The sequence below is a fragment of the Streptosporangium nondiastaticum genome, assembly GCF_003011965.1.
Lineage (GTDB): Bacteria > Actinomycetota > Actinomycetes > Streptomycetales > Streptomycetaceae > Streptomyces > Streptomyces nondiastaticus.
The window spans coordinates 26,136-42,576 of the sequence record NZ_PXWG01000029.1; the positions used below are offsets into that span (position 1 = coordinate 26,136).

Here is a 16,441-nt window from a genome sequence, read left to right on the forward strand (position 1 = left end):
CCAACCCCGCCTATACCACGGCGGGTTCACTTTTGGTGATCGGGTTGCGACGGCCCGTCGCCGCGCTCTAGCGTTCGCAGCAACAAACAACCCCGGTCAGGTGCGGGAACACCTGCCGGGGTTTGACCACCAGATCGTCTAGGAGTCGATCCTGTGGCTGACGCCGACCTTAGCGCTGCCCCGCGCTCCCCGCACCCTCACCCCTCCGCCGCCCCCGGCTACGGCAAGCGCACCGCACCCGATCAAGCCCCCCGCCGCCGCGGCGACTTCGCTCATCTCCGGCCCCGCGAAGCGTCCATCGCCGCCTTCATCGACCGGCTTCCCGATGGGGCCGCGATGGATGCGAAGACCCTCGCGGCGCACCTCGCCGACTACGGGCAGGCCGCCTGCCGGACCGCTCTGCGGCGGCTTTCGGAGGCCGGGCATCTGCGGCGGGTGACGGAGTGGATCAAAGGTGACAGCGGGAGTCAGCACTGGGTCACGCGCACGTATTTTTCCCGTACCGCCCGGGACGACGCCTGGTGGGAGGCCGTCCTGACCAGCGGCGTTGCGCCGCAGCCCGTTGAGGGGCGGCCCGCTGCCCGGCCGCCCCGGCAGGGCCGGTCGCGGGCCTATCTCCTGCTCGCCGGTGTCGGCCGCATTGACCCCCGGATGACGCTCTCCGCGGCCGAGTGCCAGGCCCTCGAAGGGCTCGTCCAGGAATGGCTGGATCTCGGCGCCGACGACGAGGAGGTCGTACGGGCGCTCACCGGCGGCCTGCCGCCGGAAGTGCACAGTGCCGGGGCGCTCGCCCGGCGGCGGCTCGTGGACAAGATGCCGCCCGAACGGGCGCCTGAACCGTCCCCGCGCCGTCCCCTCCGCCCCCTCCGCATCCTCGAATGCACCGTCTGCCGTACCCCCGGCCGCCCCGAAGCGCTGCCCGGCGGGCTCTGTCGTGACTGCCGGGGCGAGAGCCGCGCTGATCAGTGGCCTGATCCGGCGGTCGTCCGGGATCGTGCCGACGGCATCCGGCGGCTGGTCCGGGCCGCCTCGCGGGCCACCGTGCCCCCGTCCTCCTCCTGATCCTCCTCCTGATCCTGATTTGACGATTGTCGTACCCCCTCCGCATCATTCCACTAACACGTTAGTGAAACGAGGGTGCCGAATGATCGCGTTCCGGATCGACCGGCGCAGCGGTGTGGCCACCTATCTGCAGCTCGCTCACCAGGTCAGACAGGCGCTCCGGCTGGGCGTGCTGGAGCCGGGGGACCGGTTGCCGACGGCCAAAGAGGTGGTCGAGGCCATCGCCGTGAACCCGAACACCGTGCTCCGCGCCTACCGGGAGCTGGAGCGCGAGGGGCTGGTCGAGCCGCGGCCGGGGCAGGGCACGTTCGTACGGCGGTCCCTGGCGCAGCCGGCCGCCGCCGCGGACTCGCCGCTGCGGGCCGAGGCCGCCGCCTGGGTCGGCCGGGCCCGCGCGGCCGGGCTGGAGCGGGAGGACGTCGCGGCCCTCGCCGCCTCCGTCCTCGACGACGCCTTTCCGCTGCCCGATCCACCACCGCCCTTCATCCCGGCCCAGAAGCAGAAGCCCGAGCACACGCACACGCAGGAGGAAGACACGTGACCGACGACCCCACCACCGCCCTGCGGGCGACCCGCCTGGGACGGAGGTTCCGCGGTGGCTGGGCCCTGCGCGACTGCGACTTCGCCCTCCCCGCCGGCCGGATCACCGCCCTCGTCGGCCCGAACGGCGCGGGCAAGAGCACGCTGTTCCACCTGGCCACCGGCCTCCTCCGGCCCACCTCCGGCGACCTGCGCGTCTTCGGCGCCGAGCCGGGCAGCCAGGCCGCCCGCGACCGCACCGCGTTCCTCGCCCAGGACAAGCCGCTCTACCCCCGCTTCACCGTGGACGAGACCCTCCGCTTCGGGCGCGAGCTCAACGGCGACTGGGACCACGCCTCCGCCGAGCGCATCGTGCGCGCCGGGAACATCCCCCTCGACGCCCGCGTCGGCGCCCTCTCCCCGGGCCAGGCCACCCGCGTCGCCCTCGCCCTCGCCTTCGGCAAGCGCCCCGACCTGCTGCTCCTGGACGAACCGCTCGCCGACCTCGACCCGCTCGTCCGCATCGAGGCCATGGGCCTGGTCATGGCCGAGGTCGCCGACCGCGGCACCACCGTCGTCATGTCCTCCCACGTGCTGTCCGAACTGGAGAACGCCTGCGACCACGTCCTGCTGCTCAAGCAGGGCGCCGTACGCCTCGACGGCGACACCCAGCGGCTCTGCGACACGCACGTCCGGGTCACCGGGCTCGCCGACCCGGCCACGGACGACGGACTGCCTCCGGACGTCGACCGCGCCACCGTCGTCGAAGCCGCCGTCACCGGGCGGCAGGTGCACGCCCTCCTCCGTCACAGCGACTGGTCCCCGGCCGAACCGTGGATCGTCGAGAACCCCTCCCTGGAAGATCTCTTGCTCGCCTACCTGCGTTCCGACCAGCCCGCCGAGGCCGCCGGGGCCGCCGCATGAAGGGAACCCTCTGGCTCGCCTGGCGCCAGCAGCGCGCCCTGATCCTGACCGGCGCCGCCGTCCTCCTCGCCGTCACGGCCTGGGTCGTCGTCATGCGCATGGACATGACCGACTTCATCAGCAGCCACCACATCGACACCGCCGGCTGCAAGGGCTGGGACGGCGGCTGCGAGAGCGAGGCCGTCCTCAAGCTGCTGGACGACAACAACGGCCCCCTCCGCGCCCTCGGCTCGCTCAGCACCGCCCTGCCCGTCATCATCGGCATCTTCTGGGGCGCGCCCCTGCTCGGCCGCGAACTTGAAAGCGGTACGTGGAAGCTCGCGCTCACCCAGGGCGTCGGCATCGGCCGCTGGTTCACGACCCGCTTCGCCCTCGCCACCGCCTGCACCGTGATCGGCTCGGCCGTCCTCGCCGCGCTCGTCGCCTGGTGGTGGTCGCCCGTCTCGAACATGCTCAACGGCCTCTACTGGCACGACGGCTACATCTTCAACGCCACCGGCCCCGCCGCCGTGGCCTGCGCCCTCTTCGGCCTCGCCGCCGGCACGGCCGCCGGCCTGCTGATCCGGCGCACCCTGCCCGCCATGGCCGCCGTGCTCGGCGCCGTCGTGGCCGTCCGGTTCGCGCTCAACGCCTTCCGCTCCGACTGGATCTCGCCCCAGCTGTGGGTCAGCCAGGGCGACGCGCCCCGCCGCGAGATCGGCAGCGGCTGGTCGACCGGCGAGTTCGGCTTCCTCGACGCCGCGGGCCGCAAGTACGCGATCCCGGACGCGTGCGCCTGGGGCGAAGGCCTGCCCGACCTCAAGACGTGCATGGCCCAGAAGGGCTTCACCGGCCGCTACCGCACGGTCTTCCCCAGCAGCGACTTCTGGACCTTCCAGTGGATCGAGACCGGCATATTCCTCGGCCTCGCCGCCGTCCTCGTGGCTGTCATCTGCTTCGTGCTCAAGCGGCGGCCCCTTCCGTAGACCGGCCCCTTCCGTAGACCGGCCTCTCCCGTAGACCGGCCTCTCCCGTAGGCCGGCCTCCCGGCTCACTGCAGGCCTGCCGGCTCGCTGCCGCCTACCGGCTCGCTGCCGGCCTCCCCGCTCACTGACCCGACCGATCGTTCCCTCATCCGCGTAACCCCCTCACCACGGAGGTCCCGCCCGTGTCCTCGCGCAAAGCCACCGCACTGCTCAAGAACCGCAGCAACCTCTCCCACAAGGTCCGTTACGCGGTGACCCACCCCGCCCGCATCGCCCCCTACCTCAAGCGCACCGCCCGCGACGGCTGGCTGCGCATCAAGCACCCCGACCACGTCGACTACTACCGCGCCGTCATGGCCTCCGACACCGCCCGCAACCCCGAGGCCGCCGTCGGCAGCAAGACCCACGACCGCTGGCTCGCCCTCGGCAAGATGCAGTTCGACTACCTCAAGGAGCACGGCCTGGCCCCGCGCCACCGCATGCTCGACATCGGCTGCGGCAACCTCCGGGCCGGCCGGCTCTTCATCGACTACCTCGACGCCGGCCACTACTACGGCATCGACATCTCGCCCGACATCCTCATCTCCGCCAAGCACACCCTCACCACCTACGGGCTTCAGGAGAAGCTCCCGCACCTCACCATCACCCAGAACCTCACCCTCGACTTCCTCCCCGACGCCCACTTCGACGTCGTCCACGCCCACAGCGTCTTCTCGCACTCGCCCATCGAGGTCATCGAGGAGTGCCTGGCGCACGTCGGCCGGATCCTCGCACCGGGCGGCTTCTTCGACTTCACGTTCGACCGCACGGAGGGCACCGAGCACCAGGTGCTCCGCGAGGACTTCTACTACCGCACCGGCACGCTCGTCGCCCTCGCCGAGAAGCACGGGCTGCGCGCCCGCTTCATGGACGACTGGGAGAAGCGGCCGCACGGCCAGTCGAAGATCCGGGTGAGTCTGCCGGAGTGATGCGGGGGAACGGTGGGAACCTCGCCACGTGAGTGATGAGACCCCCGCCGTGCCCGCCCGCCAGGACCCTCACGGGGAACCGCACCAGGAACCCCACCAGGAGCCCCACGAGGGCCCCCTCGGCAACCGCCTCAACCGGCTGCGGGCCGCCGTCCTCGGCGCCAACGACGGCGTGGTCTCCACGGCCGGCCTCGTCGTCGGCGTCGCCGGCGCCACCGACTCCCGCGGCACGCTGCTGACCGCCGGGCTCGCCGGACTGCTCGCCGGATCCATGTCCATGGCCGCCGGCGAGTACGTGTCGGTGAGCACCCAGCGCGACTCCGAACGGGCCGCCCTCGCCCTGGAACGCACCGAACTCGCCGTCGCGCCCCAAGCCGAGCTCGACGAGCTCACCGGGCTCCTCGAAGGCAAGGGCCTCACGCGCGAGCTCGCCCGCGAAGTCGCCGAACAGCTCACGGAGCACGATGCTCTGCGCGCTCACGCCGAGGTCGAGCTCGGGATCGATCCCGACGAGCTCACCAGTGCCTGGCAGGCCGCCGGGGCGAGCTTCCTCGCCTTCACGGCCGGATCGCTGCTGCCGCTGCACGCCATCGTGCTTCCGCCGGCGCACCTGCGGCTGGCGGTCACGGTGGTGGCGGTGCTCGCCGCGCTCGTGCTGTGCGGGTGGGGGAGTGCGCGGATGGGGGACGCGCCGGCGGGGCGGGCGGTGCTCCGCAATGCGGCCGGCGGGGCGTTGGCTATGGCCGTTACGTATGCGGCGGGGTCGCTGCTGGGTGCGGCCGGGGTGTGACGGGCCGCTCCGCGGGGGCGTGGTTATTACGGGTGCGGGGCGTACGGGGCTTGTCGCGCAGTTCCCCGCGCCCCTTTATCGGGGCGGTGCCGGGTGTGCGCGGCTTTTTGGCTGCGGGTTGTCCGTGGTTGCTCGCGCAGTTCCCCGTGCCCCTTATCGGGGCGCGTCACCTCCGCGGATTTCGGCAAGCCCGTACGTCGGTTACCCGTACAACTCCCTATACGACGGGAACACCCCTCCCGGCCCCTCCACCGATTCCGCTGCCAGGGCCGCCTTGACCACCGCGCGCGTCACTGCGTCCGCCCCGGCCGCCAGGATTTCGTTCAGGGCGCCCGCCGCCAGCAGCGTGGCCGTGTCGCCGAAGACGTCTTCGGACAGCAGCGGGCGGTCTCCCGTGGACAGGGCGAAGACGGTGTCGCCGTCGTTGAGCAGGTGGACCGGGCGGACCGCGCGGGCCAGGCCGTCGTGGGCCGTGCCGGCGAGTTTCCGGGCCTGGGCGCGGGTCAGTTCGGCGTCGGTGGCCACGACCACGAGGGTGGTGTTGAGCGGCGGCCGGACGGACGCCGCGGAGCGCTTCGCGGACTCCTCCCGGGCCGCGGCCAGCCGCTGTTGCGCGGCCGCGTGCCGGGCCGCGGCGGGGTATTCGACCGCTCCCTCGTACAGCTGCCCGTAGAGGACGCCCGTCGCCGGATCGACCGCCGAGCCCGCCGCGTTGAGGACGGCGAGCGCCGCGACGGTCGTGCCCGAGGGCAGCACCGCGCTGGCCGTGCCGACCCCGCCCTTCATGCCGCCGGCCACCGCGCCCGTGCCGGCGCCGACGTTGCCCTGGGGGACGGGCGCGCCCACGTCCTCGCGGGCCGCGGCTTCGGCGGCCTCGCGGCCCAGGGCGGCGTCCGGGCGGGCCCGCCAGTCGCCGCCGCGGCCGAGGTCGAAGAGGGCGGCGGCGGGGACGACCGGGACGACCTGGGACGGGTCCGGGCCGACCCGGAAGCCGCGGCCGCCGTCCTCCAGCCAGGCCATGACGCCGGACGCGGCGTCCAGCCCGTAGGCGCTGCCGCCGGAGAGGACGACCGCCTCGACGCGCTGGACGAGGTTGCGCGGGTCGAGGGCGTCGGTCTCGCGGGTGCCGGGGCCGCCGCCGCGGACGTCGACGGCGGCGACGGCGCCGCCTTCCGCGGTGAGGACGACCGTGGTGCCGGTGAGCGCGCGCTCGCCGCGGTGCCGGGCGTGGCCCACGCGGATGCCGGCGACGTCGGTGAGCGCGTCCATGGCCCCGGGGGCGGGTGCGTTCGTCATGCAGCCATGCGTATCACGCCTCCGCGGGCCGCGGGTTCCTTGTGGACAACCAGACTCCCGTCCCCACGGTCGCCGACGCCACCAGCCCCGTCAGCAACACCGCGCTGCCACCCGCGAACGTGCAGGCCAGAATGGCCAGCGCGGACACCGGCAGCACCAACTGCTGGGCGGGGCCCCGCTTGTAGTGGCGTGAGTGGAACAGCCAGACCAGGAACATGAACAGCGCCCCGGGAACCGTCACCGCGCCCGCCGCCGCGAACGTGGAGACGTGCGCCTTGCCGACGGCCTGCTCGACCGCCACCTCGATGCCGGCGCCGATCGCCGCCGCCGACGCGAACACGAAGTAGTGCCCGTAGCCCCACAGGAACGACTGCCGGTTGGAGGCCAGGTGCTGGTGGATGGGGACGGCGAAGTAGATCCAGAACGCGGCGAAGATCAGCAGCAGGCCGCCGGCCGCCATCGGCAGCAGCTCGCCCAGCTCCTCGCTCTCCTCCAGCGCCGACTGCACGGCCACCGTGGCCGCCGAGACCGTCTCGCCCAGCACGATGATGGTGAACAGCCCGTACCGCTCGGCGATGTGGTGCGGGTGCCAGGCCGTCTGCCAGTTCCGCTCGGCGAACAGCGGCACGGCCAGCTCCGCGCAGGCCATCACCAGGAACACCCACGGCTTGGCCCGGTCCGGCAGGAACAGCACGCCCAGCCAGCCCACCTGGCACAGCGAGACCCCGGCCGCGTACGTCAGCGCCGTCCGCCGCTCCGCGCCCCGCGTGGAGTGCGCGGCCCGCAGCCACTGCGACACCAGCGCCAGCCGCATCACCAGATAGCCGAACCACACCACCGAGAAGTCGCTGTGGTCGAAGGCGCGCGGAATGCCCGCCGACAGGATCAGCACGCCGGTGATCTGGATCAGCGTCACCACGCGGTAGAGGACGTCGTCCGTGTCGTACGCGGACGCGAACCACGTGAAGTTCAGCCACGCCAGCCAGATGGCGAAGAACACCATCAGATAGCCGGGCACGCCGTGCGCCGCGTGCCCCTCGGCGAGCGCGTGCACCAGCTCGCGGCCCGCGACGGCCACCGCCACGACGAAGCACAGGTCGAAGAAGAGCTCCAGCGGCGTGGCCGTCCGGTGCGGCTCCTCGCGTCCGCGGCCCGTCATGCGGCGTACTACGGACGGGGGCGGCGGCCCGCCGTGGGGGGCGTCCTCGCTCATACGGCGATTCTCACCGCGTACGGGTTCGCTCGCGCGGCGGAGCCGTGCGTACGGGCTCGCGCGGCGGGAGCGCGCCTACGGGGCCGCGCCCGGTCCGGCACCACCGGTCTCCGCCGTCGTGGTTCCTCGCCGTTGCGGCGGAAGAAAAGTGCGCCGCTTACCCTGGGCGTATGAGTGACACCGCCCCCGAGACCGCTGCGCAGCCCGCCCCGCGGCCGCGTAACCCCGCAGCCGCCGCCCTGATCTTCGACGACCCGCTGTCGCAGCAGTCCTCGGACGACACCGACCGCGGCTGGGGCGACCGTCCCGCCTCCGGCGGTTCCGCCGCGGATCTCGCCCGCTTCCTGGACGAGAAGCCGCCGCACCACATCTGAGCCCGCAGGCCCACCGGGGCGCCGGCACCTCTATCGGAGCGCCGGCACCTCTACAGGGGCTACCGGGTCTACCGGGGCGCCGGCACCGTCTCCGAGCCCGGCTCGCGCCGCTGCTCCACGAGCGCGTCGCGGATCTGGGCGAGCAGCTCCAGCTCGGTCTCCCTGGCGGGGGCGGCCGGCTGCCGCGCCGCCTGCCGCTCCTGCCAGCGCTTCATCGGCAGCAGCATCAGGAAGTAGACGACCGCGGCCGTGATGAGGAAGGTCAGCGAGGCGCTGAGCACGGAGCCCCACTGGAGCGAGACGCCCTGGGTGACCTCGCCGGTCTTGGCGTTCACGGCGCAGGGGCCCTTGATGCAGACCGCGTAGTGGTCGAGGTCCTTCGTGCCGAAGGCGCCCACGACCGGGTTGATCACGCCCTTGACCACCGCGTTCACGATGTTCGTGAACGCGGCGCCGATGACGACGGCGACGGCGAGGTCTATGACGTTGCCCCGCATGAGGAATGCTTTGAAGCCTCCGAGGACCCCGGTCTTCGTCGTCACTGCTCAAGCCCTTCTGTCACTGATTCCGCCCGGATGGTCCGGATATTCCGGAATGAAGGATTCCATATCCGGCCGGCGGACCCCAGCGGCCGTCAGGGCAGTTCGATACCCAGGTCCCACCCCTTGTGCACGTCCGCGCACAAGCAGTTGCGCTCCTTGGTCTCCGGCAGGGCGGTCACGGCCGCGAAGAGCACCTCGCGCAGCCGGCCCACGTTCTCCCCGAAGACCCGCATGACCTCGTCGTGCGAGACGCCCTCGCCGGACTCGGCGCCCGCGTCCAGGTCCGTGACCAGCGCCATCGAGGTGTAGCAGAGCTCCAGCTCGCGGGCGAGGACGGCCTCGGGGTGCCCGGTCATGCCGACGACCGACCAGCCCTGGGCGGCGTGCCAGCGGGACTCGGCGCGCGTCGAGAAGCGCGGCCCCTCGATGACGACCATCGTGCCGCCGTCCACCACCGGCTCCCAGCCCTTGCCGCGCGCCACCGCGACCGCCACGGCGCGGCCGGTGGGGCAGTAGGGGTCGGCGAAGCTGGTGTGGACGACGTTGGGCACCCGGCCGTCGGGCAGCATCTCGCCGTCGAAGTAGGACTGCGCCCGCGCCTTCGTGCGGTCCACGAGCTGGTCCGGCACGACGAGCGTGCCCGGCCCGTAGTGCGGCTGCAGCCCGCCGACCGCGCACGGGGCGAGGACCTGGCGCACGCCCAGCGAGCGCAGGGCCCACAGGTTGGCCCGGTAGTTGATGCGGTGGGGCGGCAGGTGGTGGCCGCGGCCGTGGCGGGGGAGGAAGGCGACCCGCCGCCCGGCGAGCTCGCCGACGAAGACGGAGTCGCTCGGCGACCCGTACGGGGTCATCACCGTGACCTCGGTCACGTCCTCCAGGAAGGAGTAGAAGCCCGACCCGCCGATGACGCCTATGTCCGCCCGCGCGCTGTGCATTTCGACCATGGACGTCACCCTAACGGCGGGCGGCGGTACGCCACAGGGCCCTTCACCTCCGTACGGGATCCGAGCGGGATCCGTGCGGGATCCGCAAGGGATCCGCGGGAGGTGAAGGGCCCTGTGGGCGAAAGCGCGGTGACGGCCTGGGCGGCTGGGCGACCTAGGCGGCCGAGGTGCCGGTGGCGGCGGGCGCCGACGACGGCTTCGACTCGCTGCTCTTCGCGGCCGGAGTCGTGGTCGTGGTGCTGGACGACGACGAGGACGACTTCGCGGCGGGCGAGCTGCTGGACGACGAGCCGCGGCTGTCGTTCCGGTAGAAGCCGGAGCCCTTGAAGACGATGCCGACCGCGGAGAAGACCTTCTTCAGGCGCCCCTGGCAGGCGGGGCACTCGGTCAGGGCGTCATCGGTGAACTTCTGCACCGCCTCGAGGCCCTCGCCGCACTCGGTGCACTGGTACTGGTAAGTCGGCACTTGCTCCTCCTGGCACTCTCACTCGTTGAGTGCTAACGACGCTCCATACTGCAGTATTCCGGTCTCTCAGTCCACCGGAACGGCCTCACGGTGACCGACCCCACGTGCCGCGACGACCGACTCGGAGCGCGGAGTCAGGGCCTTCCGCAGCGCCAGCAGGACCACCAGTGCGACGGCCGTGCCGCCCAGCGGCACCAGGAAACCGGTGCTCGCGCCGTGGGCGTCGATCAGGCTGCCGCCCACGGTCGCGCCGGCCGCCTGGCCGAGGCCGACGGCGCCGGTGAGCCAGGTGAACGCCTCGGTGCGGGCGCCCGCCGGGACCAGCTTCTCCACCAGCGTGTAGCCGGTGATCAGCGACGGCGCGATGCACAGACCCACCAGCATGCCCAGGGCGCCCAGCAGCACCATGTGGTGCGCGGCCCACAGCGGGGTCGTGGCCAGCACCAGCAGCGGGTAGGCCAGCAGCAGGCGGCGCTGCGGGCTCGTCTTCCAGGCGATGACGCCGCAGGCTATGCCCGCGATCATGTTTCCGGCCGCGAAGGCGCCGTACATCAGGCCGTTCAGGCCCGGCTCGCCCATCTCCTTGGTGAAGGCGGTCATCGACACCTGCATGCCGCCGAAGACGGTGCCGATGCCCAGCATGACGATCGCCAGCACCCGCACGCCCGGCACGGACAGCGCCGAGACGCGCTTGCCGGCCTCGGCCGCACCGGCCGCCGCGCGGCTCGCCTGCGGCTGCGTGCGCCGCTGCGAGGCGAACAGCAGACCGCCGGCCAGCGTCAGCACGGCCTCCGCGACCAGGCCGGCGGCCGGGTGGACGCCGGTGCACAGCGCCGTGGCCAGCACCGGGCCGATCACGAACGTGAACTCGTCGGTGACGGACTCGAAGGCCGCCGCGGTGGACATCAGGGGCGAGCCGTCGAGCTTGTTCGCCCAGCGGGCCCGCACCATGGGGCCGATCTGCGGGGTCGAGGCACCGGCCGGCGCGGCCGCCGCCAGCAGCGCCCACAGGGGCGCGTCCGACAGCGCGAGCACCGTCAGCAGCGAGATCGCCGCCGCGTGCACGACGACGCCGGGGATCAGCACCGCGGCCTGGCCGAAGCGGTCCGCGAGCTTGCCGCTCTGCGGCGCGAACAGGGCCATCGCCACGCCCGCGGTCGCCGAGACGGTGCCCGCGGTCTGGTAGGAGCCGGTGGTGTCGTTGACCAGCAGCAGGATGCCGATGGTCAGCATTGCGAACGGCTGCCGGGCCAGGAAGCCCGGCAGCAGGAACGTCCACGCGCCGGGGGTGCGCAGCAGCTGCCCGTATCCGGGCCGTTCGTTGACCGTGGATGCCACGGCCCAGGCCTTTCCGCCGCCTGGTAGCGCGCCACCGGACGGGATGCCGCCACGGAGCGCGCCGAGAGCTGTCCTCTCGCGCAGGACCGTGGTAGATGCCTTCCGGCCGCCTCGTGCGACCGCGGCCGCCGTGCGGTCGCGCCAGCCCTGCATCAGGCAGAGTTGGTTCGGTGTGTAGCTAGGGAAATCTCCCGCTGGGAGCGGGAGTGAATGATTACTTCCTCTTTATCATACGGGGCCCCTTGGATATGCCTATGGCCTTCGTCACAGAGGCCCCGGCGGAGGGCCCCGCGGAGGGCTCCGCGCGCTCCCCGCCCGTCCCCAGCCAGCCCGCGAGCTTGCCGCCCTCGCCGACCGCCCGCAGCCGCTTCTCGGTCGCGTCGCGCACCGGGTCCGTGGCCACCACCAGCAACTCGTCGCCCAGCCGCAGCACCGTCGAGGGCCCGGGCACGAAGCTCTTGCCCTCCCGTACGACCAGCGTGACCGCCGCCCCGGCGGGCAGCCGCAGCTCCGAGACCTCCACGCCGTGCATCCGCGAGCCCTCCGGGATGGAGACCGACAGCAGGTGGCCGCGCAGCCGCTCCAGCGGCGCGGACTCGATGCCGAGGTCCTCCGGCGGCTCGTTCTCGCCCAGCCGCAGGTGCCGGGCCAGCCAGGGCAGCGTCGGCCCCTGGACCAGGGTGTAGACGATCACCAGCACGAAGACGATGTTGAAGATCGTGCGGCTGTCCTCCACCCCGGCCACCATCGGGATGGTGGCGAGGACGATCGGCACGGCGCCGCGCAGCCCGGCCCACGACAGCAGCGCCTTCTCCTGCCAGGGCGTACGGAAGGGCGCCGTGCTGAGGAAGACGGACACCGGCCGCGCGACCATCGTCAGGACCAGCCCCACGACCAGCGCGGGCAGGATGTCGTCGCCCAGCTCGTGCGGCGTGACCAGCAGGCCCAGCAGGACGAACATGCCGATCTGGGCGATCCAGCCGAGCCCCTCGGCGAAGCCGCGCGTGGCCGGCCAGTGCGGCAGCTTGGCGTTGCCGAGGATCAGCGCCGCGAGGTAGACGGCGAGGAAGCCGGAGCCGTGCGCGAGGGCGCCGCCCGCGTAGGCGGCGGTGGCGATGGCCATCACGGCGATGGGATAGAGGCCGGAGGCGGGCAGGGCCACGCGCCGCAGCGTGTACGAGCCGAGGAAGCCGATGGCGATGCCGATGGCGGCGCCGATCGCCAGCTCCAGGGCGATCTTCCCCAGGAGCAGGTACCAGTGCTCGACGGGCCCGGCCGCCGAGAAGGCGACGACGAGGATGACGACGGGGGCGTCGTTGAAGCCGGACTCGGCCTCCAGGACGCCGGTGAGCCGGGCCGGCAGGGGAACGTTGCGCAGGACGGAGAAGACGGCCGCCGCGTCCGTCGAGGACACCACCGCACCGATGATCAGGGCCTGCCGCCATTCGACGCCCGCCAGGTAGTGCGCGGCGGCGGCGGTCAGGCCCACGCTCACCGCGACGCCGAAGGTGGACAGCACGGCCGCCGCGGGCAGCGCGGGTTTGATTTCGTGCCACTTCGTGCCGAGTCCGCCCTCGGCGAGGATGACGACCAGGGCGGCGTAGCCGATGACCTGGGTCAGGCCCACGTCGTTGAAGGAGACGCCGATGCCGTCCTGGCCGATGGCGACCCCTATGCCGAGGTAGATGAGCAGGCTCGGGAGCCCGCTGCGCGAAGAGATGCGCACCGCCGCCACCGCGACGAGCAGCACGAGGGAGCAGATCAGCAGGAGTTCGTTGAGGTGGTGGACAGTCAGGGGCCGGTCCCTTCACGAGTGCACAGGAGTGCTTTGCCACGAACAGGGCCGGAACGTTCCTCCGGCCCATCGGAACTTCATTTCCTCATCTAATATTTTACGGGTTCTTAACGCCTCGCGGGCGGGCGAGGGTTCCGGGAGGGCGCGAGAGGGACCCATGTCACTGCACGGTCCGGCATCCGCGTCCGGTCGTCCGGCGCCCTGCGCCTATGGTTGCTTCCAGCACTCCAGGACCACCCTGCCCCTCTAAGGACAGCGATGCCCGCCAACAAGACCGGCCCTTCCGGCAAGTCCGGCAAGAAAAAGAAGGGGCGCCGCGCCCGCCTGCTCGTGATCACCGTGGTGCTGCTGCTCGTCGCGGGCATCGGCTTCGGTGCGTACTGGAGCGTGAGCACCGTGCGTGCCTCCTTCCCGGAGACCAGCGGGACCCTCCAGCTCAAGGGTCTCGGCGGAGAGGTGAAGGTCGCGCGCGACGACCACGGCGTTCCGCAGATCTACGCGAACAGCGCCGAGGACCTCTTCCGCGCCCAGGGCTTCGTCCAGGCGCAGGACCGGTTCTGGGAGATGGACGTCCGGCGCCACCTGACGGCGGGCCGCCTGTCCGAGATGTTCGGCGAGGGCCAGGTCGAGACCGACGCGTTCATCCGCACCATGGGCTGGCGGAAGGTCGCGCAGGAGGAGTACGACACCAAGCTGTCGGCCGCCACCAAGAAGTACCTCCAGGCCTACTCCGACGGAGTCAACGCCTACCTCAAGGACCATCAGGGCAAGTCGCTGTCCGTCGAATACGCGGCCCTGGAGTTCAAGAACGACTACAAGCCCGAGAAGTGGACCCCGGTCGACTCGGTCGCCTGGCTCAAGGCCATGGCCTGGGACCTGCGCGGCAACGTGCAGGAAGAGATCGACCGCTCCCTCGCCTCCACGCGGCTGAGCCCCCAGCAGATCGAGCAGCTGTACCCGGCGTACCCGTACGACCGGAACAAGCCGATCGTCGAGGGCGGGGCCATCGACCCGGCGACGAAGGAGTTCGACCCGAAGGCCACCCCGGCGGCACCGGGCTCCACCGGTGAGAGCGGCGGGACCGGGCGCACCGGCAACGCCCGCACGGGCACGCCGGGCGGCACGGGCGCCCAGGGCAACGCCGGCACCCCCGGCACCCCCGGCGCCTCCGGCACCCCGAACAGCGGCAGCGCGGCCACCAGCGGCGGCGCCGGCGCGGCCGGCGGCCTGCGCACCGGCCTGACCTCGCTGTCCAACACCCTCGACAAGATCCCGGCGCTGCTCGGCAAGTCCGGCAACGGCATCGGATCCAACTCGTGGGTCGTCTCCGGCCAGTACACGACGACCGGCAAGCCGCTGCTCGCCAACGACCCGCACCTCGCCCCGCAGATGCCCTCGCTCTGGTACCAGATGGGCCTGCACTGCACCAAGACCGGCCCGTCCTGCCCGTTCGACGTCGCCGGCTACACCTTCGCCGGCATGCCCGGCGTCGTCATCGGCCACAACCAGGACATCGCCTGGGGCATGACCAACCTGGGCGCGGACGTCTCCGACCTCTACCTGGAGAAGGTCACCTCCGGCAGCTACCTCTACGACAACAAGCAGGTCCCCTTCGCCACCCGCAAGGAGACCATCAAGGTCGCCGGCGGCGACGAGCGCACCATCACCGTCCGCTCCACCCGCAACGGCCCCGTCGTCTCCGACCGCAACGACGAGCTCGGCAAGGTCGGCCAGGACGCCCCCGTGAAGGACCCGGCGCCGGACCGCGCCGAGGGCTACGCCGTCTCCCTGCGCTGGACCGCGCTGGAGCCCGGCAGCACGATGGACGCCCTGATGGACCTCAACCGCGCCACCGACTTCGCGTCCTTCCGCAAGGCTGCGGCCGGCTTCGACGTCCCCTCGCAGAACCTGATCTACGCCGACACCAAGGGCAACATCGGCTACCAGGCCCCCGGCCGCATCCCCGTCCGCAAGGGCGACGGCCGCATGCCCGCCCCCGGCTGGGACCCCGCCTTCCAGTGGACCGGCTACCTCAAGCCGCAGGAGCTGCCCTGGGAGCTCAACCCCAAGCGCGGCTACATCGTCACCGCCAACCAGGCCGTCACCGACAAGAAGTACCCCTACTCCCTCACCGGGGACTGGGGCTACGGCGCCCGCAGCAAGCGCATCGACGACCTGATCCAGTCGAAGATCAAGGACGGCGGCAAGATCTCGACGGACGACATGCAGAAGATGCAGATGGACAACAGCAGCGAGATCGCCAAGCTGCTCACGCCCTACCTGCTGAAGATCGACCTCAAGGGCACCAACGAGCGCGAGACGAAGTACGTCCGCGAGGCGCAGAAGCTCCTTGAGGGCTGGGACTACAACCAGGAAGCCGACTCCGCCGCCGCCGCGTACTTCAACGCCGTGTGGCGCAACACCCTCAAGCTCGCCTTCGGCAACAAGCTCCCCAAGGAGCTGCGCGTCAAGGGCCAGTGCCTGCGGGTCCACCCCACCAACGACGCGGGGCCCCAGGAGGACCTGGAGGGCAAGACCCGCCTCGTCCGCGAGTGCGGCGAGCGCGAGCCCGACTCGGCCCAGCCCGACGGCGGCGACCGCTGGTTCGAGGTCGTCCGCTCCATCCTCGACAAGCCCGGCGACGAGTGGTGGAAGACCGGCGGCCGCGGCGGCGCCGCCAACCGCGACGAGCTGCTCGCCCAGGCCATGAAGGACGCCCGCTGGGAGCTGACCTCCAAGCTCGGCAAGGACGTCAACTCCTGGAGCTGGGGCCGCCTCCACCAGCTCAACCTGAAGAACCAGACCCTCGGCAAGGACGGCCCCGGCATCGTCCAGTGGATGCTCAACCGCGGCCCGTGGAACCTGGCCGGCGGCGAGGCCGCGGTCAACGCGGCGGGCTGGAACGCGGCCGGCGGCTACGACGTGATCTGGGTCCCGTCGATGCGGATGGTCGTCAACCTCGCCGACCTCGACAAGTCCCGCTGGATCAACCTCACCGGCGCGTCCGGTCACGCGTACAACGCGCACTACTACGACCAGACGGACAAGTGGGCCAAGGGCGAGCTCTTGCCGTGGGCGTTCTCCGCGGATGCGGTGAAGAAGGCGACGGACGCGGAGCTCACTTTGAAGCCGTAAGGCTTGATGCCGGTTCGGCACCGCCGGGCACCTCCGGTGGGGGCTGGGCGCCGCTGCGGCGGGGGTTTGCTGCCCGGACGGGCTGGTTTTGCTGAGACCTCAGCAAAACC

15 protein-coding genes are annotated in these 16,441 nt (G+C 71.9%); 8 read left to right on the forward strand and 7 right to left on the reverse strand.

Annotated elements, in window-relative coordinates; genetic code table 11:
- Positions 1-153: 153 nt before the first annotated feature.
- From B7P34_RS14010 to B7P34_RS14035, 6 genes are all read left to right on the forward strand, one after another.
- Entirely contained in the window at positions 154-1,062 is a 909-nt protein-coding gene (locus B7P34_RS14010; protein ID WP_106676378.1) for a hypothetical protein, read from the forward strand.
- 82 nt (positions 1,063-1,144) lie between these two features.
- Positions 1,145-1,603, forward strand: a complete 459-nt coding sequence (locus B7P34_RS14015) for a GntR family transcriptional regulator (RefSeq protein ID WP_106676380.1) — start codon at positions 1,145-1,147, stop codon at positions 1,601-1,603.
- Entirely contained in the window at positions 1,600-2,505 is a 906-nt protein-coding gene (locus tag B7P34_RS14020; protein ID WP_223267836.1) for an ATP-binding cassette domain-containing protein, read from the forward strand. Before B7P34_RS14015 ends, B7P34_RS14020 begins: the two co-directional genes overlap by 4 nt.
- Complete coding sequence (locus B7P34_RS14025) at positions 2,502-3,470, forward strand: ABC transporter permease subunit (protein ID WP_106676382.1); 969 nt, start codon at positions 2,502-2,504, stop codon at positions 3,468-3,470. Before B7P34_RS14020 ends, B7P34_RS14025 begins: the two co-directional genes overlap by 4 nt.
- A 182-nt stretch (positions 3,471-3,652) precedes the next feature.
- A complete protein-coding gene (locus B7P34_RS14030) occupies positions 3,653-4,438 on the forward strand; it encodes a class I SAM-dependent DNA methyltransferase (protein ID WP_106676384.1) in 786 nt (261 codons plus the stop codon).
- Between the two features lie 28 nt (positions 4,439-4,466).
- A complete protein-coding gene (locus B7P34_RS14035) occupies positions 4,467-5,228 on the forward strand; it encodes a VIT1/CCC1 transporter family protein (protein ID WP_223267837.1) in 762 nt (253 codons plus the stop codon).
- 201 nt (positions 5,229-5,429) lie between these two features.
- On the opposite strand, the gene B7P34_RS14040 is transcribed toward B7P34_RS14035, so the two are convergent.
- Both B7P34_RS14040 and B7P34_RS14045 read right to left on the reverse strand, forming a co-directional pair.
- Positions 5,430-6,524 (reverse strand): P1 family peptidase, encoded by a 1,095-nt coding sequence (locus B7P34_RS14040; RefSeq protein ID WP_189382766.1) that lies wholly within the window; start codon positions 6,522-6,524, stop codon positions 5,430-5,432.
- A gap of 13 nt (positions 6,525-6,537) precedes the next feature.
- Positions 6,538-7,737, reverse strand: coding sequence for a low temperature requirement protein A (locus tag B7P34_RS14045; protein WP_106676391.1), 1,200 nt, complete (start codon positions 7,735-7,737; stop codon positions 6,538-6,540).
- Between the two features lie 170 nt (positions 7,738-7,907).
- Between B7P34_RS14045 and B7P34_RS14050 the strand changes: the two genes are divergently transcribed.
- Complete coding sequence (locus B7P34_RS14050; RefSeq protein WP_106676392.1) at positions 7,908-8,111, forward strand: hypothetical protein; 204 nt, start codon at positions 7,908-7,910, stop codon at positions 8,109-8,111.
- A 68-nt stretch (positions 8,112-8,179) separates the two neighbouring features.
- Here the strand turns inward: B7P34_RS14050 and mscL are convergent, their stop codons facing one another.
- The 5 genes from mscL to B7P34_RS14075 form a co-directional block, all read right to left on the reverse strand.
- Positions 8,180-8,653 (reverse strand): large conductance mechanosensitive channel protein MscL, encoded by a 474-nt coding sequence (gene mscL, locus B7P34_RS14055; protein WP_106676394.1) that lies wholly within the window; start codon positions 8,651-8,653, stop codon positions 8,180-8,182.
- 92 nt (positions 8,654-8,745) lie between these two features.
- Entirely contained in the window at positions 8,746-9,597 is an 852-nt protein-coding gene (locus tag B7P34_RS14060; RefSeq protein WP_189382768.1) for an S-methyl-5'-thioadenosine phosphorylase, read from the reverse strand.
- A 154-nt stretch (positions 9,598-9,751) separates the two neighbouring features.
- On the reverse strand, positions 9,752-10,063 hold the full coding sequence (locus B7P34_RS14065; RefSeq protein WP_106676396.1) for an FmdB family zinc ribbon protein: 312 nt from the start codon (positions 10,061-10,063) through the stop codon (positions 9,752-9,754).
- Between the two features lie 66 nt (positions 10,064-10,129).
- The gene (locus tag B7P34_RS14070) at positions 10,130-11,401 is read right to left on the reverse strand and encodes an MFS transporter (protein ID WP_106676398.1); all 1,272 of its coding nucleotides are present in this window, start codon (positions 11,399-11,401) and stop codon (positions 10,130-10,132) included.
- Positions 11,402-11,615: 214 nt separating this feature from the next.
- Positions 11,616-13,196, reverse strand: coding sequence for a potassium/proton antiporter (locus tag B7P34_RS14075; RefSeq protein WP_106676399.1), 1,581 nt, complete (start codon positions 13,194-13,196; stop codon positions 11,616-11,618).
- Between the two features lie 258 nt (positions 13,197-13,454).
- On the opposite strand from B7P34_RS14075, the gene B7P34_RS14080 reads away from it, so the two are divergent.
- Positions 13,455-16,331, forward strand: a complete 2,877-nt coding sequence (locus B7P34_RS14080) for a penicillin acylase family protein (protein WP_106676401.1) — start codon at positions 13,455-13,457, stop codon at positions 16,329-16,331.
- The last annotated feature ends 110 nt before the right edge of the window (positions 16,332-16,441 follow it).

Excerpts from the sequence above, each read along its gene's own strand:
- B7P34_RS14060 (WP_189382768.1), bottom strand. The coding sequence starts at position 9,597 with ATGGTCGAAATGCACAGCGCGCGGGCGGACATAGGCGTCATCGGCGGG.
- B7P34_RS14025 (WP_106676382.1), top strand. The coding sequence starts at position 2,502 with ATGAAGGGAACCCTCTGGCTCGCCTGGCGCCAGCAGCGCGCCCTGATC.
- B7P34_RS14050 (WP_106676392.1), top strand. The coding sequence starts at position 7,908 with ATGAGTGACACCGCCCCCGAGACCGCTGCGCAGCCCGCCCCGCGGCCG.
- B7P34_RS14045 (WP_106676391.1), bottom strand. The coding sequence starts at position 7,737 with ATGAGCGAGGACGCCCCCCACGGCGGGCCGCCGCCCCCGTCCGTAGTA.
- B7P34_RS14080 (WP_106676401.1), top strand. The coding sequence starts at position 13,455 with ATGCCCGCCAACAAGACCGGCCCTTCCGGCAAGTCCGGCAAGAAAAAG.
- B7P34_RS14015 (WP_106676380.1), top strand. The coding sequence starts at position 1,145 with ATGATCGCGTTCCGGATCGACCGGCGCAGCGGTGTGGCCACCTATCTG.
- B7P34_RS14040 (WP_189382766.1), bottom strand. The coding sequence starts at position 6,524 with ATGACGAACGCACCCGCCCCCGGGGCCATGGACGCGCTCACCGACGTC.